Genomic DNA, 18,114 nt, shown 5'->3' with positions numbered 1-18,114 from the left:
CTGAGAGGCCGGGCGCATTCGCGCCCGGCTGCACTGCAGGAAATTCCCGAATTACCAGAACCCGCGTATGCCCGCGATGCCGTATGCGCCGTGGTGGCGTGCATCGTCGAGGTGGGTGCGCGTCATTCCGCCGAGTGCGAAGACGGGCATTGCGGCCTCGGCAGCCAGCGCGCCGAACTGTGCCCAGCCGAGCGTCGGTGCACCGGGATGGCTGAGCGTCGGCAACACGGGCGACAGCGTGACGAAATCCGCCCCCGCGCGCGCGGCCAGCAGCAGGTCGTCGCGCGTGTGGCAGGCGGCGGATACCCATCTTCCGGCCGGCAACGGCCGCTGCGCGGCGGCGCGCAAGGCGGTGCCGTCGAGATGCCAGCCGGCGCCGTCGAGCCGTATCACGCCGGCCGCATCGATCGGCCCGTTCAGCATCAGGTGCGCGCCGGCCGCGTTGCAGCGCGCGAGCGCCTCGGCGGCGAGTCGCGCAAACGCGGCTGCATCGAGCGATTTCACGCGCAGTTGCACGAGCGTCTCGCCGCGCGCGAGCACGGCCGACAGCCGGTCGAGGAACGCCGCGCCATCGGCTGCCGACGCGGACGCCGGCTCCGGCGTGATCACGTAGCAGCGCGGCAGCGTGGCGTTCATCGCGTGCCGCGAAGCGCGGCCGTCATTCGTCGGCCTCTTTCGCGATCTTCGGGTAGACGCGCACGAGCACGATGCGCGGCCCGTTCATCTTCTTCACAACGACGTCGAAACGGTCGAACGACACGCGCTGCCCTTCGGTCGGCAGGTCGCTGAGCGCCTGGATCACGAGGCCGCCGACCGATTCCGCGCGGCCTTCGTCGATGTCGATGCCGAGTGCCTGTTCGAGCGATACGACGGGCAGGCTGCCCTTGCCCATCAGCGTGCCGTCGTCGAGGCGGCTCCAGTCGGCGTCGCCCTGGCGGAACTCGTCGTGGATCTGGCCGACCAGCGCGCCGAGCAGGTTGTCGAGTGTCAGGAAGCCGATCGGCTTCTCGCCCTTGTTGCCGACCAGCGCGAAGTGCGGCGCGCCCTTGCGGAAGCGGCGGAACAGGTCGAGTGCCGGCGTGTCGGGCTTCACGTACTGCACGGGGCGTACGTAATCCGACAGGTCTTCGAGTGCTGCGCCGGCATGACGCGCGAGCAGCAGGTCCTTCAGGTGGATCAGCCCGCTCACCTGTTCGCGCGACGCATCCTCGAACAGCGGATAGCGGCTGAAGCGGTGACGCGCGACGATTTCCATGTTGTCGGGCAGCGGCAGGTCGCGGCGCAGGCCGATCATTTCATGGGCCGGCCGCATCAGGTCCGACACCGTCATCGACGAAAAATCGAGCGAATGCGCGAGCGTGTTCCACTCGTCGTTGCTGTACGTGCCGCGCGCCGGCTGGGCCGGATTGCCGGCCGTGCTGCGGCGGCTGCGCAGGATCAGCTTCAGCTCGTCGGTCGAGTAATGGGCGTCGCCGCCGTGGTCGGCGGACAACCCCGCGAGCCGCAGCACCGCGTTGGCGCTGTTGTTGAGCACCCAGATCGCCGGATACATCGCCCAGTAGAACGCGTAGAGCGGCAGCGCGACCCACAGGCCGACCTTCTCCGACTGGCGGATCGCCATCGATTTCGGCGCCAGTTCGCCGACGACGATGTGCAGGAACGAGATCAGCGAGAACGCGAACACCAGCGAGATCAGGTGCACGACACGTTCGGACTGCACGCCGATCAGGTCGAGCAGCGGGCCGAGCAGTTGCGCGAAGGCCGGTTCGCCGACCCAGCCGAGGCCGAGCGACGCGAGCGTGATGCCGAGCTGGCACGCGGAAAGATACGCGTCGAGCCGGCCGTGCACGATGCCGAGGATGCGGCCGCGCAGGCCGTGCTTGCGGGCCAGTGTCTTGACGCGCGTGGCGCGCAGTTTGACGAGGCCGAATTCGGCCGCAACGAAGAACCCGTTCAGGGCCACCAGGAACAACGCGCCGATGAGCGCGAAGATCTGTAACAAAGAAACACTCCGGTTATGACAGGCCCATCAGTATAGAGCCAGAAAGGAATTTGTAATGTGTCGGGCGGCCGATTGCTTACACCGGCGCCTCACCGGGGACGGAGAACGTGAGGGTGGCGGTTGCGCCGTCGGCGAACGCGTCGTGCGAGAACGTGCCGCCGTGTGCGAGCGCGACGCGCTGGCAGAGCGCGAGCGTCCAGGCAATCCGCTTGGCGTCGCGCTCGCGCAGCATCTCGCGTCGTGCGAACGATTCGAACGCGTGCGGTTGCGCGGGATCGGCGAGCGCACCGGCGTTGACGGTGCAGGTGGCGCGTGCGGTGAACTGCACACCGTCGCGGGCGCACGCGAACGTCACGCGGCTGCCGGCGGCGCTGGCTTCGACCGCGGTCGTCAGCATCGTCCAGAGCGCCTGCGCGATGCGTTCGCGGTCGGCGGTCAGCGACGGTTCGCCATCCGGCAGCGTCGCATCGAGCGCGACCTGTCGTGCGTCGGCGAGCGCGAAACGGACGAGCGCGATCGTGTCGTCGAGCAGCGCGCGCAGCGCGAACGGCTGCGGCTTGAGGGTGAGCGTGCGCGTGTCGGCGCGCGGCGCGTCGAGCACGTCGTCGATCAGCGCGACCTGCTGGTCGATGCCGGTGCGGATGCCCGCGAGCGCGCGCTGCAGGTTCGGATCGGCGTTGGCGAGCTGGCGCTCGAGCACGTACGCCCAGCTATGCATGGCGTTCAGCGGGCTGCGCAGGTCGTGCGACGCGGTGGAGAGCGCCTGGTCGCGCAGGAACAGCGCCGCCTGGGTGGCGTAATGCGCTGCGCGTTCGCGCAGCAGGTCGGCGGCGGGATCGACGGAAGTGGACGTCACGGAGCTGGCCTGTCGGAAGCGGTTGGCGTGGAAGTCACGCGAACCGCCATTATAGGGACGGTGCGTGTCACGCCGGCAGCGCGTCCTCGTCCTTTTTCCGGGCGTCGCCGTTCGGCAGCAGCTGGCACGCGAGCAGGCCGGCCAGCATCAGCGCGCAGCCGATGAGCGCCCGCAGCGTCAGCGTTTCGCCGAGCGCAGCCCAGCCGGCGATCGCCGCGAACACGCCTTCCATGCTGAAGATCACGGCCGCGTGCGCGGGCGCTGCATCGCGTTGCGCGACGACCTGCAGCGTATAGCCGACGCCGACCGACAGCAGGCCGCCGTACAGCAGCGTCGGCAGCGCGTTGCGCAGCATCGTGCCGCTGACCGGCTCGACGACGAGGCCGACCGCGAGGCACGCCACGCCGCACACGACGAACTGCATGAACGCGAGCACGAGCGGATTGTGGCGCTTCGCGAAATGGCCGACGGCCATCACGTGCGCGGCGATGATCACCGCGCCGGCGAGCTGGAACCAGTCGCCGTACAGCACCGAGAAGTGCTCGTTGATGCTGAGGAAATACAGGCCGATCGCCGCGAGCAGTGCGCCGAACCACGTGCCCGGGCCGATCCGGTGACGGGCGAACATACCCATCAGCGGCACGATCACGACGTACAGCGAGCTGATGAAGCCCGCGTTGGCGATGCGCGTGTACTGCAGGCCGATCTGCTGCAGCGAAATCGACACTGCCAGCAGCCCGCCGAGCGCGAGGCCCGGCAGCAGCAGCTTTGGCTCACGGCGGATCGCCGCGAGTTGCGTGCGCGACGCCGTGTTCAGCATCAGCAGCGGCACCAGCACCAGCGCGCCGAGCAGGAATCGGAGCCCGGTAAACAGGAACGGCCCGATCACGTCGAGGCTCAGGCGTTGGGCGACGAAAGCCGAGCCCCAGATCGCGGCGGCGGCGAGCATCAGCAGGTTGGCTCGGAGGTGCTTGCGGGCTTCGGGCTTCATTGGAATTCTTCTGGAGATTGCGGGCGGCGTAATCCGCTAGTTTACGCCGAGATTGCAAGGCTGTCGGCAAACCTGCGCAATGCGGCGGCGGCGCGTGCGTCGCGTACGCGCGAATACAGCACGACCTGCGACAGCGGCAGCGGCGGCAGCCCGAATTTCGCACCGACGTCGACCAGCGTGCGCGGCGCGACACGCCGCGCGAGCGGGCAGACGGCCAGCCCCGCGGCGGCGGCGGCCGTGACCGCCGCCACACCGCCGCCGGTAAAGCGCTCGCGCCACGGCCGCCCCGCATGGTCGAGCGCGCGCAGTGCGGCGGCCCGCACGCCGCACGGGCCGGCCAGCACCGCAAGCGGCAGCGGCTCGCCCGCGCGCGGGACCCAGTCCGGCGCGGCGAGCCAGGCCAACGGTTCGGAAAACAGCAGCGTGCCGTCTTCGCGCGGCGGGTCTTCGCCCGGCTCGTGCCGCACGATCACCGCATCGAACCGGCGTTCGTCGTATTGCGCGAGCAGGTTCGTCGACGTGCCGAGATGCATTTCGAGCGACAACCCCGGATCCTGCCGGTGCAGGCTCGTGAGCACGGCCGGCAGGTCGGGCACCGCGACATGCTCGCTGACGCCGAGCGACAGCCGGTGCGTGCCGGCCGAGATCGCGCCCAGCGCGTGATCGTGCGCGTCGAGCAGCGCGCGGGCGGCCGGCAGGAAATTCTCGCCGTCGGCGGCCAGCTTGACAACGCGCGGCGTGCGCGCGAGCAGCGGCTTGCCGAGGTGGGTTTCCAGCCGCTTCAGCTTCAGGCTGACGGCCGACTGCGTGGTGCCGAGCGCATCGGCCGCGCGCGTGAAGCTGGCGAGATCGGCGACCAGCACGAACGCGCGGACAGCATCGAGGTCCAGGACTTTCATTTTCGATGTAAATGGATGAAATATTCATCGATGACTGTTCATTATAGTTCGGCGAGCCTAACCTGACGCTGTGTTTCCGTTCTTCAACGTCAACTTCACCGACAGGAGCAGGACCATGCCATTCACCCGTATCGCAGTCCGCGAAGGCAAGCCGGCCGCCTACCGTGCGGCGCTCGTCGACGGCGTGCATCGCGCGCTGATGCACACGTTCAACGTGCCCGAGGACGATATCTTCATGGTCGTCACCGAGCATGCGGCCGAGAACTTCGTGTTCGGTCGTCACTACCTCGATATCGAGCGCAGCGACGATCTCGTGATGATCCAGATCACCGCGAACAACACGCGCACGCTCGAGCAGAAGCGGGCGCTGTACCGGGCGATCGCGGACAATCTCGCGCAGCAGCCCGGCGTGCGGCAGCAGGACGTATTCATCAGTCTTGTTGAGGTGTTGAAAGAGGACTGGTCGTTCGGCAACGGCCTCGCGCAATACGCCGTTTGACCTGCGACAGCACGACAGGGCCAGATCGTCGCCCGCGAGTTTTGGCGACGTGTACTATGGAAGCAGCTTCACGGGTGACGCCGGCGCGATCGATGCGCCGGCGATTCTTCATGTGCAGGAGCCTCCATGTCGCGTGTGCTGGAAATCGTGTTGTCGCTGTCGCTGGAAGGGTGGCCGGTCAAGGCTGCGAGTCGCGCCCGGGGGGCACAGCGCGATTTCGGCGCCGAACTCGTGCGCGCGTGGCGGATCTGCCCGCAGGTCCGGATGCGCCGCGGCCATGAGCGCGTGACGATCGAGCCGTGCCAGATCGAGGAGGCCGAGCCGAGCCCCGGCGCGAGCTGGTGGACGTGGGTCGAGTCGAATGCGCACGGCAGGCGGGTCGTCGCGTCGCGCACGAAGGCGTTTGCGCCCGGTGTCATTGCGCGCGAACTGTTCGACGCGGAGCATGCGGGCATTGCCGTTGCGATGCCGCTGCCGGTACCCGAGGCGGCCGTCGCAGCCGAGGCCGTCGTCGCGACAGGCGAAATCGACGGCACCGCGCCGGATACGGCCGGGCGCCCGGAGGAGGACGGTACCCAGCCCGAAGTGTCGGCGCTGCGCCTCGTCAGCGAACGGCGGCGCGGGCGCTGGGCCGACGACAGCGGCGTCGTGGTCGAGATGACGCTCGACGACGTCACGCTGCATCGCGGGAGCGAGCCGCCGCGACGCTACGTCGAGCTGCGCCTCACTGCGCCCGACTGGGAAACCTTGCCCGCGCGCACCGCCGCGTTGCATGCGCTGTTTGTCGCGGCGCGCGAATTGAGCGGCGCGTGGCCCGCATTCGTGCAACTGACGAGCGTGATCGATCGCATATGCGCGGCCGAGCCGGCCGCCGACGGGCCCGTCAAGGCAAAGCTCGTCGACCTGACCGGCGTGCGTACGCAGCGCGCCGCGCTGTTCGCGCTGTCCGGCGACATCACCGCGCAATGGCTCGGCAACGAGGGCGGGGTGCTCGAGCAAGACGATCCCGAATTCGTGCACCAGATGCGGGTCGCGCTGCGCCGCCTGCGCACGCTGATGCGCTTCTTCCCGCTCTTTGCCGACCGCCAGTGGCGCGACACGCTCGGTGTCGACCTGCGCTGGCTTGCTTCGTTGCTCGGCACGGTGCGCGACTGGGACGTGTTCGCGACCGAAAGCCTGCCCGCGCTGATCGCGGCCGACGGCGGCGACGGCGAGTGGAACGGCACGCTCGACGCCGCGCGCGCGCAGTGCGCGGCCGCGCGGGTCGAGTTGCGGCAGGCGCTGCATTCGGCCCGTTATGCGCGGCTGACGCTCGGCTGGCTCGAATGGCTGAGCTCGCTTGCGTTGCCGCCCGCCGAAGACGGCGACGCGCCCTCGCTGCGGCGCCACGCGACGAAGCGCGTGCGGCGGCTGTTCGGTCATCTATACGCGTCGCCGTCGCTCACGTCGCTCGATACGGCCGCGCGTCATCAGGTGCGGATCGATGCGAAGCGGCTGCGTTATGCACTCGAATTCTTCGCGTCGTTGGCGTCGCGCCGCACGCGCACCGACACGGTCAAGACGCTCACGCGCGTGCAGAGCGTGCTCGGCGAAGCGAACGACACGATGGTCGCGCTGCATCATCTCGAAAAACTCGCAGCACCGCCGTACCAGCTCGGTTTCGTGCGCGGATACGGCGCGGCGCTCGAGCAGCGCGCAGCGCGCGACGCCGAGACACTGCTGGCCAGCCTGCGGCCGCCGAAGCTCGACGGCAAGCCGGGTTGACCGGCACGCGCTCACTATAATGGCCCCCCGATTTCCGTACGCATCCTGATGACCGACGCACCGCAATCTTCCCCGTCCTCCGAACCGCTCGAACTGGGCGGCGAGCTGTGGCTGCGCGCAGGCGAGCAGACGCTCGGCGGCGCCACGCGCATCGCGTTGCTCGCGGCGATCGGCGACACCGGTTCGATCACGCGCGCGGCGAAGGCCGTCGGCCTCAGCTACAAGGCCGCGTGGGATGCGGTCGACACGATGAACAATCTTGCCGGCGAACCGCTCGTCGCGCGTTCGACGGGCGGCAAGGGCGGCGGCGGCACGACGCTGACGCCGCGCGCGACGTCGCTGATTGCCGCGTTCCGCACGATCGAGCGCGAGCATCGCCGGTTCATCGAGGCCGCGAGCGCGGCCGTGTCCGGGTTCGACGTCGACTGGGCGCTGATCGGCCGGATCGGGATGAAGACCAGCGCGCGCAACCAGTTGTTCGGCAAGGTCGCATCGATCGTGCGCGGCACCGTCAACGACGAGGTCACGCTGACGCTGCCCGGCGGACAGCCGATCGTTGCGGTGCTGACGCACGAGAGTGCCGATGCGCTCGGCCTGCAGGTTGGCGCGGACGCGTGTGCGCTGGTGAAGGCGTCGTGGGTCGTGCTCGCGGTCGACGACGGCGAGCACGAGCTGAAAGTGTCCGCGCGGAATCAACTGCGCGGCAGCGTGGAAACCGTTGCGGCGGGTGCGGTGAACAGCGAGGTGACGCTGGCGCTCGATGGCGGGGGGACGCTGACGGCCGTCGTGACCAACGACAGCGTCGATGCGTTGCAACTCGACGCCGGCCGGCGGGCGATCGCATTGTTCAAGGCGTCGAGCGTGATTCTTGCGGTGACGGGCTGACGTCTCAGGCTGGACGGCGCGCTTCGACGATCGTATGACGGGCGGGGTGAAGCCGGCATCGCACAGCGCCTGCACGGCACCGGCTTCGTTTCCGCGTTCTGCCTATGCCGCTACGCGCGGCTTCTCTCAGGCTCCAACCTGCCTGCCACGACCACGGCCTCGCGCGCTCACGTGACGCGCGTCGGCCACTCGGCGTGCGGCGGAGCCGCCTGCACGCGTCCTTCGCTCAACTGCACGACCTGGTCGCCGAACGCGGCGACGTCGTCGGGATCGTGCGAGATCAGCACCATCGGGATATCGAGCCGCGCCTGCAGCTCGGCGAGTTCGTGGCGCATGCGCTGCCGCATTGCGCCGTCGAGCGCCGCGAACGGTTCGTCGAGCAGCAGGATCCGCGGCTGCGCGACCAGTGCGCGCGCGAGCGCGACGCGCTGTTTCTGCCCGCCCGACAATTGCGACGGATACTGCCCCGCGAGCGCTTGGAGATCGAACGCCTGCAGCCAGTACGCGACTTCCGGCGGCACTGTCTTCGCGCGCGGGTTGCGCAGCCCCGACGTGAGCCCGAACGCGATGTTCTGGCGCACGTTCAGATGCGGAAACAGCGCGTAATCCTGGAACAGGTACGCGACACGGCGCTCGCGGGTCGGCACGTCGATGCGGCGCGCGGCGTCGAACAGCGGTTCGCCGTTCAGCGTGATCGTGCCTTCGTCGGGCGACAGCAGGCCGGCGATCGCCTGCAGCGTCATGCTCTTGCCCGCGCCGGACGGCCCGAACAGCACGACGCGCTGCGTCGTCGCCGTGAACGACATGTCGAGCGTGAAGCGGCGCTCGGCGTTCGCGTAGGTCTTGCGGATGTCGACGACGAGGCTCATGCGGGCCTCCACCGACGCAACCCGGCTGCCGGGCGAAGCAGGCGATACGGACGAGAAATGCGCTTCATGTCAGCTGGCTCCGCCGGGCACGCGACGGCACGAGCCAGCCGGTCGCGAGCAGCACGAGCACGCAGGTGATCGACGTCACCAGCACGAGGAAGTTGGCGGTGCTGTCGTCGCCGGCCTGCACGGCCGCGTAGATCGCAACCGACAGCGTCTGCGTGCGGCCGGGCAGGTTGCCCGCGATCATCAGCGTCGCGCCGAACTCGCCGAGCGCGCGTGCGAACGCGAGCAGCGCGCCCGCGAGAATGCCGCGCGTGGCGAGCGGCAGCGTCACGCGGAAGAACACCGCGACTTCGCCGAGCCCGAGTGTGCGCGCCGCGCGCTCGAGATGCGGATCGACGCCTTCGAACGCAGCCCGCGCCGACTTCAGGATCAGCGGAAACGCGACGACCATCGACGCGATCACCGCGCCTTGCCACGTGAAGACGAGTTCGATGCCGAGCTTGTCGAGCCACGCGCCGAACACGCCGCGCCGGCCGAGCAGCACGAGCAGGTAATAGCCGAGCACCGTCGGCGGCAGCACGAGCGGCAGCGTCAGTATGGAATCGACGACGTCGCGCAGCGGCGAGCGCCAGCGCGCGAGCATGAACGCGGCCGCGACGCCGAGTACGATGTCGAGCGCGGTTGCCCAGCCGGCAACCTTCAACGACAGCAGCAGCGGTACCCAGGCGTCTTGCATCGCGCTACGCTCACTTGCCCGCGGGCTTGAAGCCGAACGTCGACAGCACGGCCTGGCCCTGCGGCGACGCGACGAAGTCGATGAACGACTGTGCCTGCGCGGCGTGGCGGCTGTCCTTGACCACGGCGATCGGATAGGTGATGGCCGTCTTCGTCGGCACGGTCAGCGCAACTTTCACGCGGCCCGGCATGATCGCGGCGTCGGTACCGAACACGAAGCCCGCGTCGACTTCGCCGCGCGCGACATAGTCGAGGCTCTGGCGCACGTTGGCGGCCAGCACGCCCTTCGCGCTGACGGCATCCCACACGCCGGCCGTGCGCAGTGCGCCTTCGGTGTAGCGGCCGACCGGCACCGATGCCGGGTCGCCGTACGCGATGCGCTTCACGCCGGGCGCCGTCAGGTCGTTGAGCGACGTCGGCGCGGCGGCCTTGCTGTCCGCCGGCACGATCAGCACGAGCGAGTTCGCCGCGAAATCGCGACGCGTGCCGGGCACGATCACCTTTTCATCGGCCGCCCGATCCATCGCCTTCTGGTCGGCCGACGCGAACACGTCAGCCGGCGCGCCCTTGGCGATCTGCTGCATCAGCACGTCCGACGCGCCGAAGTTGAACAGCACCTTGGTATCCGGATGCTGCTTCTCGTACGCATCGCCGACGGCCTTGAACGCGTTCGTCAGGCTGGCGGCGGCCGACACGACCAGTTCGTCGGCGGCGGAAGCGGGCGCGCTGAACGCGATACCGGCAGCGGCAAGCGTGGCGATCGGCAGCAGGCGAAGCAGGGTGCGGCGAAGCGGGCGGACGGTTGAGCGCATGGTGGATTCGTTTTGGTTGGGTGGAAACCGTAATCGTAATATAGGGCGGGTTATAACGCTCGACATACCGCTCATGCGACGGTGCGCATGTAATGGTCAGACGTGAAAGCGGACTGGCGTGACGGCCGGGCGGCCGGTCAGGTACGGAGCGTTTGCGGCGACGATTGGGTGCGCTGCAGCGATGACGGCTGCGATGCAGGGCGGTAGTTCGGGTTGGCCTTCCAGCGCGCGCGGACGAACGGGCGTTCATGGCCCGACAGTTGCAGCGCCACCTTGGTGACCCAACGATGCGACGGCACCGTGATGCCGTGCAGCGCCACGGTGACGAGCGCGAGGCTCGCGACGACCGCGGGCACCGACCAGCGGTGCGGCACCGCGCGCCACGAGCCGGCGATGAACGCGAGCGCGGCGATTGCGCCGACGATACAGCCGGTGATCGATTCGGACGGCGAATGGGCGTCGAGTGCGACGCGCGACACGCCGACCGCGACGCCGGCCGCGAGCCCGAGCGCGATGCCGGCGAATCGCACCGGCGTGCGCGTGCGGATCAGCGCCAGGAAAATCGCGACCGGATACACCGACGTCGACAGCATCGCATGGCCGCTGAACCCCGTGAAATCCCACTTGCGGATACCGATCCCCCAGCCGAGGAACGCGATCTTCGTGAGCGCGACCACCCCGATCGCGGCCGCGAGCACGCCGAGCCACGCGGCCGCGCGCTGCCACGAGTAGCCGAGCGCGAGCCAGACGGCGATCGTGATCGCGAGCGGCAAGGTCAGGCCGGCGCCGCCGAACGCGGTGATCATGATCCACAGGTGAGACGACAGGTCGAACATCGGGAAGGGGACGAACGAAGGCGGGGAAGATGCTTAAATCAACGCGCGAGCCGGGAAGAACGACTACAACGGATACAAGCGGCGAAACCCCAGTATAGCGCCGCGTGCGCATGAGCCCCGTTTTTTGCGCGGCCGGAACTATCCGCGTGCAGGAAAAATCCCAGAAACAATGTTATGGTGCATTGCACAAAGACGAACGCTGCATCCGTTGTGGTGCCCCTATTTTTCCTGACTGCGAGCCCGATCGATGACCAAAAGTCTGACCAAGGTGTGGCTGGGCGGCATGAAACGCATGCTGTCTCCGGCCGCCCAGCGCGCGGCGCGCGATGCGCAGCGCATCACACGCGACGCCCTCGAGGCGGCGGCCTCTCCCGCCGTATCCGATCTGTCCCCGCCGCGCGAATCGCGCGTGCGACCGCGCGCAGCCGCCTGGGCGGCCGGCGAGTGGACGCGCGGCGAACATCCGATGGCGCCCGCGCTCGGGCGCCTCGTCCAGAATCTCGCGTACGGCCTCTACGTGCCACCGGGCCGCCGACGCGGCGCGATGCCGCTCGTCGTGATGCTGCACGGCTGCCAGCAGTCCGTCGACGAATTCGTGCAAGGCACGCGGATGAACCTGCTGGCCGACAAGCACGGCTTCGCGGTGCTGTATCCGGAGCAGTCGCTGCGTGCGCACGCGCACGGTTGCTGGCACTGGTATGAAGATACCGACCGCGCTGGCCGCGGCGAGGCGAACGCGGTGGCGTCGCTCGTCGACGCGCTCGTCGACGAACGCGGTTTCGACGCATCGCGTGTCTATGTCGCCGGGCTGTCGGCCGGCGCGGGCCTCGCGTCGCTTCTTGCACTGCACCATCCCGACCGCTTTGCGGCGGTGGCGCTGCACTCGGGCCCTGCGCTCGGCGAGGCGAGTTCGGGCATTACCGCGATGGACGTGATGCGGCGCGGCGTGCGCCAGAACCCGGCTGCGGCGGTCGATGCGCTGGTCGATGCCGCCGCGTATCCGGGCATGCCCGCGCTGATCGTCCAGGGCGACGGCGACCACGTGGTCGCACCGAAGAATGCCGACCAGTTGACGGTGCAGTTCATGCGCCTGAACGGGCTCGCCGACAGCCGCGGCGCACTGCGCGGCGGCGAACGCGTCGAGACGCGCGACGCGGGTGCGCAGATCACCGATGTCTGCCGCGACGGCGAGCCGGTCGTGCGGCTCTGTCATGTGAAAGGGCTCGACCATGCGTGGGCCGGCGGTGATGAAGCCGTGCCGTTCCACGCGGCGGTCGGCCCCGATGCAAGCGCGATGATCTGGGCCTTTTTCGAAGCACATCGCCGCACTGTGGCGACCGAACGACGCATCGCTTGATCGACGCTGGCCAAAGGCTAGGGTTTTCCCTATAATTCGGGAAAACCCTAGTCAAAGAACCTTTGGATTGCGAGATCAACCATGTACCTGCTGAGCCACCTCTTCCTGATGCTGACCAAGAACGCTGAAAAGGCCTCGAAAGAGCGCGCCGAGGCGTACCTGGCCGACGCGACCGACATCTATGATCTCGAATTCCGCATGCGCAAGATCGATCGCGAAGCGGCGATGAACCGCCCGTACACGTTCGGTTCGCGCTAAGGCGCGCAGGGCGGGCAGTCAGGTCCGCCGTTCCGGCGAGTCACGCAGCAAAAAAGGGCGCGTGCGGCTACATGCCGCACGCGCCCTTTTTGCATTGCAGGCCTTGTGTCGCGTCAGACGACCGTCAGGCGCACCGGCACGTTGTTACGCGTCGCGTTCGAGTAAGGGCACACGTGGTGCGCCTTCTCGACCAGCGCTTGCGCGTCGGCCTTGTCGAACCCCGGCAGCGACACGCGCAGTTCGACGTCGAGCCCGAAGCCGCCTGCGTCATTCGGGCCGATGCCCACTTCCGCCGTGACCTGCGTGTCGGCCGGCAGTGCCTTCTTGTCCTGGCCGGCGACGAATTTCATCGCACTCAGGAAACAGGCCGAGTAACCTGCGGCAAACAGTTGCTCCGGATTCGTGCCTTCCGCGCCCGTGCCGCCGAGTTCGCGCGGCGCGGCCAGCTTCACTTCCAGCTTGTTGTCAGCGGATACCGCGCGGCCGTCGCGGCCACCCGTGCTCGTGGCGCTGGTCTTGTACAGAATGTTCATCGTGCAGCTCCTGTCTGGAAAAGGGAGGAAAAGCGGTCCGGTCGAACGGGGTGTCGCCGGCCACGAGTAAACAATAGAACACAAATCATTTGTGTGCAAATGAATTTTTGAAGAAAAGGCCCAGCACTGCCGGGCCGGTTCATCGAGGCTCGCCTGTCAGCGTTCGTTGGCGGCCGACAGTGCGTCGCGCAACTGCTGGAGATCGGCGCGCAGCCTGACCAGGAAGTCGGGCGATTGCTGCATCGCGCAAAAGAGATCGGCGGGTACCGAGCGCGCACGGTCCTTCAGCGCACGGCCTTCCGGCGTCACAAGCACGTTCACGATGCGCTCGTCGGTCGCGCTGCGTACGCGCTCGACGTAACCGAGCGCCTCCAGCCGCTTCAGCAGCGGCGTGACCGTGGCCGGGTCGAGGTCGAGCCGCGCGGCGATGTCCTTCACCGCGATGTCGTCGCGCTCCCACAGCACGAGCATCGCGAGATATTGGGGATAGGTCAGCGACAGCTTGTCGAGCAGCGGCTTGTACGCCTTCGTCATCGCGTGCGAAGTCGAGTAGAGCGCGAAGCAGAGTTGCTCGTCGAGCGTCTGGGGCAGCGGGGGCAGGCGGTCCATGATTCGGAGGGCGCGTCGAACGCGCGAACAATTTGTACGCAAATTATTTTGCGCGCAAAAGATCGGGATGAACAGGGGCGGCCGGCGAGGACCGGTAGCTGACGGAGGCGGCGGAAGGGCGGATGCGCCGGGGAGGCAACCCGGCGCGGAGAGCGGCGGGCCGGCGACGCGCGCCGGCCGGGGAGACTTCAGCGGCCCGACGTGGTGGTCGTCGCGCCCGGTTCCTGTACGCCGAAGCAGCCGCGATAGGTCGCGTAGAACGAGCAGTACAGCATCGTGACGATGATGATCGTCACCGGCATCATGATCGTCAGCGCATAGGCGCCGGCGCCCAGTGCCTGCAGCAGCAGCGACAGCGCGAGCGACGTGCCAAGCGCGACGGCGAACCACAGCACGCCGTACACGACGAACGCGCCGCGATTGCGCCAGCAGCTGACGACGCTGAAGAACAGCGCCTTGGCGGGCGGGACGTCATGCCACGCGACCAGCACCGGTGCGAACCAGAACAGCATCGCGACCGGCAGGTAAAGCAGCGTCGCGAAGAACAGCGCGCCGAGCGTGCCTTGCGCGGCGAGCGCCTCCGGCGTCGTGCTCGCTTCGTCGGCCGCGCCCATCATCACGTGGAACAGCGCGCCGCCGTCCACGAACGACGAAGCGGCGAACACGACCACCATCGACGCGACGTAGATCACGCCGAGCACGAGCAGCCGCTGGGTCGCGACGGTACCGTACGAGCGGAAGCCGTCGACGAGGATCGTCGGCATCACGGGCTTGCCGGCCACCGTGTCGCGGCATGCGGCCATGAAGCCGACCGCGACGCCGGGAATGAAGACCAGCGGCAGCGCGGAGCCGATCACGGGCACCATCGATATCAGCGTGATCGCCAGCAGGTACGTGAAGAACAGCGTGATGAACGCGAGCGGGTTCCGGCGGAACAGCCAGATGCCTTGACGGAACCAGACATAGCCCGTTTTGGCGGGCACTTCGATCAGTTGCATGCGGTTTGGATCTCGGGAAGCGCGGGCGTATGCGCGATACGCTCGCGCAGGATGCGTTCGAAATGGCCGGGGTCGTGCGGCTTGAGCATCTCGGCCGCGCGCGGCAGGTAGAAGTCGTACAGGCGCGACACCCAGAAGCGGTACGCGCCCGCGCGCAGCATGTCGCTCCAGTGGCGGCGCTCCTCGGCCGTGAACGGCCGGACCGTCTGGTACGCGCGCAGCAGCGCGTCGGCGCGCGCGACGTCGAGCACGCCGGTCGCGAGGTCGACGCACCAGTCGTTGACCGTAACCGCGACGTCGAACAGCCACTTGTCGCAGCCCGCGAAATAGAAGTCGAAGAAGCCGCCGAGCCGCACGTCGTGGCCGGTGTCGGGCGCCGCGTGCGCGAACAGCACGTTGTCGCGGAACAGGTCGCAATGGCACGGCCCGGCCGGCAGCGCCGCGTAGTCGTCCGACGCGAAGAAGCCGGCCTGGTGCACGAGCTCGCCTTCCAGCAGCGCGCGCTGCTCATCCGTGATGAACGGCACGATCGCCGGCACGTTCTCCTGCCACCACGGCAGGCTGCGCAGGTTCGGCTGGTTGCGCGGATAGTCGCGGCCGGCGAGGTGCAGGCGCGCGAGCATCTGCCCGACTTCGATGCAGTGTTCGACCCCCGGCGCGAGTTCGGCCGAGCCGTCGAGCTTCGTGACGATCGCGGCCGGCTTGCCGTGCAGCATGCCGAACAGCGCGCCGTCGTCGCGCGGGATCGGGTCGGGCACGGGCACGCCATGGCCGGCCAGGTGGCTCATCAGGTCGAGGTAGAACGGCAGCTGTTCCGCCGTGAGCTTTTCGAAGATCGTGAGGACGTACTCGCCGCGCGTCGTCGTCAGGAAGAAATTGCTGTTTTCGATACCGGACGGAATGCCGCGAAACGCGAGCACGTCGCCCAGTTCGTAGTGGCGCATCCATTGCGCGAGATCGGAGTCGGAAACAGCAGTGAAAACGGCCATGCGGGATGCGTCAGGTCAGGGTGTCGGCACGCGGGCGGCGTGCGTCGCAACAGCAGGTGAAGGGAGGCGGCGCGCGGCGTTCGGTGCCGCGCGCCCCGGAATCAGTAGCGCAGGTTCAACGACGGCAGGCGCGTGATCGGGATGCCCGCGTCGTGCGGCTTCGGCGACGTGTCGGGCGTCGAGCTCATCTGGTAGCGCGTGCCGAAGTTCGACTTCACGTCGATCTCGACCGGTTTGCCGCGATCGCGGTACTCGGTGACTTCGGTGCCGTTCTTGCTCTTTTCGTGGAAGCTCGGCGTGCGGCGGATATCGTCGAAGTCGACTTTAGACGTGACTTCGGCGCCCGGCCGGTTGATCTTGCGGAGATCGGGCAGGCCGGCGGCCTCGTTGGCCTCGGCCCGAGCCTGCGCGTCGGCGTCAGGCGTACCGCCGGCGGCGTAAGCGGCGCTGGCGGCGGCAAACGCGGCGGCAGCGACGACGAGAATGAGCGGCTTCATGATGAGTCTCCAGTGAACCCACCGATTTTAGCAAATACTGCGGCCCATCCGGCCCTCGCGTGCGTAGGGGCAGCCATAAGGGCGACCGGGTTCCGTGGTAATGTCGTCGGATCAGACGAGGTGATGAAAATGAAGAACGATTTGAGCCGCCGGCACCGAGTGCTGACGCCCGAGAGCCCGTCAGTCGAGGCTTTCGACGATCCGATCGCCGCCGTCGCGCGGCTGTCCGCCATTTACGACACGAACACCGGCTTCCTGCGCGACGCATTCGCGCGCTATCGCCGCCACGAACCGATTACCGAGCACGTCCGCGCGTGCTACCCGTTCGTGCGGATCCGTACCGACGTCAACACGCATGTCGATTCGCGCCGCTCGTACGGCTTCGTCGCGGGCCCCGGCGTGTTCGAGACGACGGTCACGCGCCCCGATCTCTTCGCGAACTACTATCGCGAGCAACTGCGCCTGCTGGCGAAGAACCACCATGTGAAGATCGAAATCGGCGTGTCGTCGCAGCCGATTCCGATCCATTTCGCGTTTCCGGAAGGCATCCATCTCGAGGGCGAGCTCGACCGCGACCGCCTGCTCGCGATGCGCGACATCTTCGATACGCCCGACCTGTCGTACCTCGACGATCGCATCGTCAACGGCACGTTCGAGCCGGCGCCGGGCGAGCCGCATCCGCTCGCGCTGTTCACGGCCGCGCGCGTCGACTTCTCGCTGCACCGGCTGCGCCACTACACGGCGACGTCGCCCACGCACTTCCAGAACTACGTGCTCTACACGAACTACCAGTTCTACATCGACGAGTTCGTGAAGCTCGGCCGCACGGTGATGACGGAGAGCGACGATCCCGAGGTGCGTGCCTATCGGAGCCAGTACAGCTCGTTCGTCGAGCCGGGCGATGTCGTCACCTACAACGCGAACCTCGGCAGCGAGCCGGCCGAGGGCGCCGCGCCGCCGCGCCTGCCGCAGATGCCCGCGTATCACCTGAAGCGCGCGGACGGCAGCGGGATCACGATGGTCAACATCGGCGTCGGCCCGTCGAACGCGAAGACGATCACCGATCACATCGCGGTGCTGCGCCCGCACGCGTGGGTGATGCTCGGTCACTGCGCGGGGCTGCGCAACACGCAGCGTCTCGGCGACTACGTGCTCGCACACGGCTACGTGCGCGAGGATCACGTGCTCGACGCCGACCTGCCACTGTGGGTGCCGATTCCGGCGCTCGCCGAAGTGCAGCTCGCGCTCGAGCGCGGGGTGGCCGACGTCACGCGGCTGGAGGGCGCTGAACTGAAGCGCGTGATGCGCACGGGTACGGTCGCGAGCGTCGACAACCGCAACTGGGAGTTGCGCGATCATCGCGAACCGGTGCAGCGGCTGTCGCAGAGCCGTGCGGTCGCGCTCGACATGGAAAGCGCGACGATCGCCGCGAACGGCTTCCGCTTCCGCGTGCCGTACGGCACGCTGCTGTGCGTGTCGGACAAGCCGCTGCATGGCGAGCTGAAACTGCCGGGGATGGCCGACACGTTCTATCGCGGGCAGGTCGACCAGCATCTGCAGATCGGCGTGAAGGCGATGGAGATCCTGCGCACGAACGGGCTCGACAAGCTGCATAGCCGGAAGTTGAGGAGCTTTGCGGAAGTGGCGTTTCAGTAAGTGCGATGGCCGGCGGGCCCTGTGCGGCCCGCCGGGGTTGACGTTTTCCGGTTTACCGTACTG

At 68.0% G+C, this 18,114-nt stretch carries 20 protein-coding genes; 6 read left to right on the top strand and 14 right to left on the bottom strand.

The genetic code is table 11. The features are described from left to right. Window positions 1-51 precede the first annotated feature (51 nt). The 5 genes from BCEP18194_RS33970 to BCEP18194_RS33950 form a co-directional block, all read right to left on the bottom strand. Window positions 52-636 (bottom strand): thiamine phosphate synthase, encoded by a 585-nt coding sequence (locus BCEP18194_RS33970; protein WP_011355839.1) that lies wholly within the window; start codon window positions 634-636, stop codon window positions 52-54. 22 nt (window positions 637-658) lie between these two features. Then, a complete protein-coding gene (locus BCEP18194_RS33965) occupies window positions 659-2,002 on the bottom strand; it encodes a hemolysin family protein (protein ID WP_011355838.1) in 1,344 nt (447 codons plus the stop codon). 76 nt (window positions 2,003-2,078) lie between these two features. Then, a complete protein-coding gene (locus tag BCEP18194_RS33960) occupies window positions 2,079-2,858 on the bottom strand; it encodes a sensor histidine kinase (protein WP_011355837.1) in 780 nt (259 codons plus the stop codon). Window positions 2,859-2,925: 67 nt separating this feature from the next. Further along, window positions 2,926-3,849 (bottom strand): DMT family transporter, encoded by a 924-nt coding sequence (locus tag BCEP18194_RS33955; protein WP_011355836.1) that lies wholly within the window; start codon window positions 3,847-3,849, stop codon window positions 2,926-2,928. Between the two features lie 41 nt (window positions 3,850-3,890). After that, window positions 3,891-4,748 carry a LysR family transcriptional regulator gene (locus BCEP18194_RS33950; protein ID WP_011355835.1) on the bottom strand — a complete coding sequence of 286 codons (858 nt, stop codon included), beginning with the start codon at window positions 4,746-4,748 and terminating at the stop codon, window positions 3,891-3,893. A 115-nt stretch (window positions 4,749-4,863) separates the two neighbouring features. On the opposite strand from BCEP18194_RS33950, the gene BCEP18194_RS33945 reads away from it, so the two are divergent. The 3 genes from BCEP18194_RS33945 (at window position 4,864) to BCEP18194_RS33935 (ending at window position 7,896) form a co-directional block, all read left to right on the top strand. Next, the gene (locus tag BCEP18194_RS33945) at window positions 4,864-5,247 is read left to right on the top strand and encodes a tautomerase family protein (protein ID WP_011355834.1); all 384 of its coding nucleotides are present in this window, start codon (window positions 4,864-4,866) and stop codon (window positions 5,245-5,247) included. A 126-nt stretch (window positions 5,248-5,373) separates the two neighbouring features. Continuing rightward, window positions 5,374-7,011, top strand: a complete 1,638-nt coding sequence (locus BCEP18194_RS33940; protein WP_011355833.1) for a CHAD domain-containing protein — start codon at window positions 5,374-5,376, stop codon at window positions 7,009-7,011. A gap of 48 nt (window positions 7,012-7,059) precedes the next feature. Beyond that, window positions 7,060-7,896 carry a TOBE domain-containing protein gene (locus BCEP18194_RS33935; RefSeq protein WP_011355832.1) on the top strand — a complete coding sequence of 279 codons (837 nt, stop codon included), beginning with the start codon at window positions 7,060-7,062 and terminating at the stop codon, window positions 7,894-7,896. Window positions 7,897-8,063: 167 nt separating this feature from the next. Here BCEP18194_RS33935 and BCEP18194_RS33930 read toward each other — a convergent pair whose 3' ends face one another. The 4 genes from BCEP18194_RS33930 to BCEP18194_RS33915 all read right to left on the bottom strand — a co-directional run bounded on the left by BCEP18194_RS33930 (window position 8,064) and on the right by BCEP18194_RS33915 (window position 11,154). Continuing rightward, a complete protein-coding gene (locus BCEP18194_RS33930; RefSeq protein WP_011355831.1) occupies window positions 8,064-8,765 on the bottom strand; it encodes a sulfate/molybdate ABC transporter ATP-binding protein in 702 nt (233 codons plus the stop codon). Window positions 8,766-8,829: 64 nt separating this feature from the next. After that, window positions 8,830-9,507 carry a molybdate ABC transporter permease subunit gene (modB, locus tag BCEP18194_RS33925; RefSeq protein ID WP_011355830.1) on the bottom strand — a complete coding sequence of 226 codons (678 nt, stop codon included), beginning with the start codon at window positions 9,505-9,507 and terminating at the stop codon, window positions 8,830-8,832. A gap of 10 nt (window positions 9,508-9,517) precedes the next feature. Continuing rightward, complete coding sequence (gene modA, locus BCEP18194_RS33920; protein WP_041493354.1) at window positions 9,518-10,318, bottom strand: molybdate ABC transporter substrate-binding protein; 801 nt, start codon at window positions 10,316-10,318, stop codon at window positions 9,518-9,520. 137 nt (window positions 10,319-10,455) lie between these two features. Then, window positions 10,456-11,154 (bottom strand): phosphatase PAP2 family protein, encoded by a 699-nt coding sequence (locus BCEP18194_RS33915; RefSeq protein WP_011355828.1) that lies wholly within the window; start codon window positions 11,152-11,154, stop codon window positions 10,456-10,458. 247 nt (window positions 11,155-11,401) lie between these two features. Here BCEP18194_RS33915 and BCEP18194_RS33910 point away from each other — a divergent pair, with 247 nt between their 5' ends. Together BCEP18194_RS33910 and BCEP18194_RS40540 are read left to right on the top strand one after the other, a co-directional pair. Next, window positions 11,402-12,511: an extracellular catalytic domain type 1 short-chain-length polyhydroxyalkanoate depolymerase gene (locus BCEP18194_RS33910; protein WP_011355827.1), complete on the top strand. Its 1,110-nt coding sequence runs from the start codon at window positions 11,402-11,404 to the stop codon at window positions 12,509-12,511. A gap of 81 nt (window positions 12,512-12,592) precedes the next feature. Next, window positions 12,593-12,769 carry a DUF3563 family protein gene (locus BCEP18194_RS40540; protein ID WP_011355826.1) on the top strand — a complete coding sequence of 59 codons (177 nt, stop codon included), beginning with the start codon at window positions 12,593-12,595 and terminating at the stop codon, window positions 12,767-12,769. Window positions 12,770-12,882: 113 nt separating this feature from the next. Here the strand turns inward: BCEP18194_RS40540 and BCEP18194_RS33905 are convergent, their stop codons facing one another. From BCEP18194_RS33905 to BCEP18194_RS33885, 5 genes are all read right to left on the bottom strand, one after another. After that, complete coding sequence (locus BCEP18194_RS33905; protein ID WP_011355825.1) at window positions 12,883-13,302, bottom strand: organic hydroperoxide resistance protein; 420 nt, start codon at window positions 13,300-13,302, stop codon at window positions 12,883-12,885. Window positions 13,303-13,458: 156 nt separating this feature from the next. Next, window positions 13,459-13,911: a MarR family winged helix-turn-helix transcriptional regulator gene (locus BCEP18194_RS33900; protein WP_011355824.1), complete on the bottom strand. Its 453-nt coding sequence runs from the start codon at window positions 13,909-13,911 to the stop codon at window positions 13,459-13,461. A gap of 188 nt (window positions 13,912-14,099) precedes the next feature. Next, entirely contained in the window at window positions 14,100-14,909 is an 810-nt protein-coding gene (locus tag BCEP18194_RS33895; RefSeq protein WP_011355823.1) for a BPSS1780 family membrane protein, read from the bottom strand. After that, a complete protein-coding gene (locus tag BCEP18194_RS33890) occupies window positions 14,900-15,898 on the bottom strand; it encodes a homoserine kinase (protein ID WP_011355822.1) in 999 nt (332 codons plus the stop codon). The genes BCEP18194_RS33895 and BCEP18194_RS33890 overlap by 10 nt, the downstream gene beginning before the upstream one ends. A 101-nt stretch (window positions 15,899-15,999) precedes the next feature. Continuing rightward, window positions 16,000-16,395 carry a hypothetical protein gene (locus tag BCEP18194_RS33885; RefSeq protein ID WP_011355821.1) on the bottom strand — a complete coding sequence of 132 codons (396 nt, stop codon included), beginning with the start codon at window positions 16,393-16,395 and terminating at the stop codon, window positions 16,000-16,002. Between the two features lie 129 nt (window positions 16,396-16,524). Between BCEP18194_RS33885 and BCEP18194_RS33880 the strand changes: the two genes are divergently transcribed. Continuing rightward, the gene (locus tag BCEP18194_RS33880; protein WP_011355820.1) at window positions 16,525-18,051 is read left to right on the top strand and encodes an AMP nucleosidase; all 1,527 of its coding nucleotides are present in this window, start codon (window positions 16,525-16,527) and stop codon (window positions 18,049-18,051) included. Window positions 18,052-18,114 lie beyond the last annotated feature (63 nt).

Origin of the sequence: Burkholderia lata (assembly GCF_000012945.1) — a bacterium.
Lineage (GTDB): Bacteria > Pseudomonadota > Gammaproteobacteria > Burkholderiales > Burkholderiaceae > Burkholderia > Burkholderia lata.
Note: the sequence above shows the minus strand (reverse complement) of the source record. Positions and strands in the feature narration are given on the sequence as shown.

Bases quoted from the DNA above. Each gene is read 5' to 3' on its own strand.
- BCEP18194_RS33970 (WP_011355839.1), bottom strand. From the start codon at position 636: ATGAACGCCACGCTGCCGCGCTGCTACGTGATCACGCCGGAGCCGGCG.
- BCEP18194_RS33955 (WP_011355836.1), bottom strand. From the start codon at position 3,849: ATGAAGCCCGAAGCCCGCAAGCACCTCCGAGCCAACCTGCTGATGCTC.
- BCEP18194_RS33950 (WP_011355835.1), bottom strand. From the start codon at position 4,748: ATGAAAGTCCTGGACCTCGATGCTGTCCGCGCGTTCGTGCTGGTCGCC.
- BCEP18194_RS33945 (WP_011355834.1), top strand. From the start codon at position 4,864: ATGCCATTCACCCGTATCGCAGTCCGCGAAGGCAAGCCGGCCGCCTAC.
- BCEP18194_RS33940 (WP_011355833.1), top strand. From the start codon at position 5,374: ATGTCGCGTGTGCTGGAAATCGTGTTGTCGCTGTCGCTGGAAGGGTGG.
- BCEP18194_RS33935 (WP_011355832.1), top strand. From the start codon at position 7,060: ATGACCGACGCACCGCAATCTTCCCCGTCCTCCGAACCGCTCGAACTG.
- BCEP18194_RS33930 (WP_011355831.1), bottom strand. From the start codon at position 8,765: ATGAGCCTCGTCGTCGACATCCGCAAGACCTACGCGAACGCCGAGCGC.
- modB (WP_011355830.1), bottom strand. From the start codon at position 9,507: ATGCAAGACGCCTGGGTACCGCTGCTGCTGTCGTTGAAGGTTGCCGGC.
- modA (WP_041493354.1), bottom strand. From the start codon at position 10,318: ATGCGCTCAACCGTCCGCCCGCTTCGCCGCACCCTGCTTCGCCTGCTG.
- BCEP18194_RS33915 (WP_011355828.1), bottom strand. From the start codon at position 11,154: ATGTTCGACCTGTCGTCTCACCTGTGGATCATGATCACCGCGTTCGGC.
- BCEP18194_RS33910 (WP_011355827.1), top strand. From the start codon at position 11,402: ATGACCAAAAGTCTGACCAAGGTGTGGCTGGGCGGCATGAAACGCATG.
- BCEP18194_RS40540 (WP_011355826.1), top strand. From the start codon at position 12,593: ATGTACCTGCTGAGCCACCTCTTCCTGATGCTGACCAAGAACGCTGAA.
- BCEP18194_RS33905 (WP_011355825.1), bottom strand. From the start codon at position 13,302: ATGAACATTCTGTACAAGACCAGCGCCACGAGCACGGGTGGCCGCGAC.
- BCEP18194_RS33900 (WP_011355824.1), bottom strand. From the start codon at position 13,911: ATGGACCGCCTGCCCCCGCTGCCCCAGACGCTCGACGAGCAACTCTGC.
- BCEP18194_RS33895 (WP_011355823.1), bottom strand. From the start codon at position 14,909: ATGCAACTGATCGAAGTGCCCGCCAAAACGGGCTATGTCTGGTTCCGT.
- BCEP18194_RS33890 (WP_011355822.1), bottom strand. From the start codon at position 15,898: ATGGCCGTTTTCACTGCTGTTTCCGACTCCGATCTCGCGCAATGGATG.
- BCEP18194_RS33885 (WP_011355821.1), bottom strand. From the start codon at position 16,395: ATGAAGCCGCTCATTCTCGTCGTCGCTGCCGCCGCGTTTGCCGCCGCC.
- BCEP18194_RS33880 (WP_011355820.1), top strand. From the start codon at position 16,525: ATGAAGAACGATTTGAGCCGCCGGCACCGAGTGCTGACGCCCGAGAGC.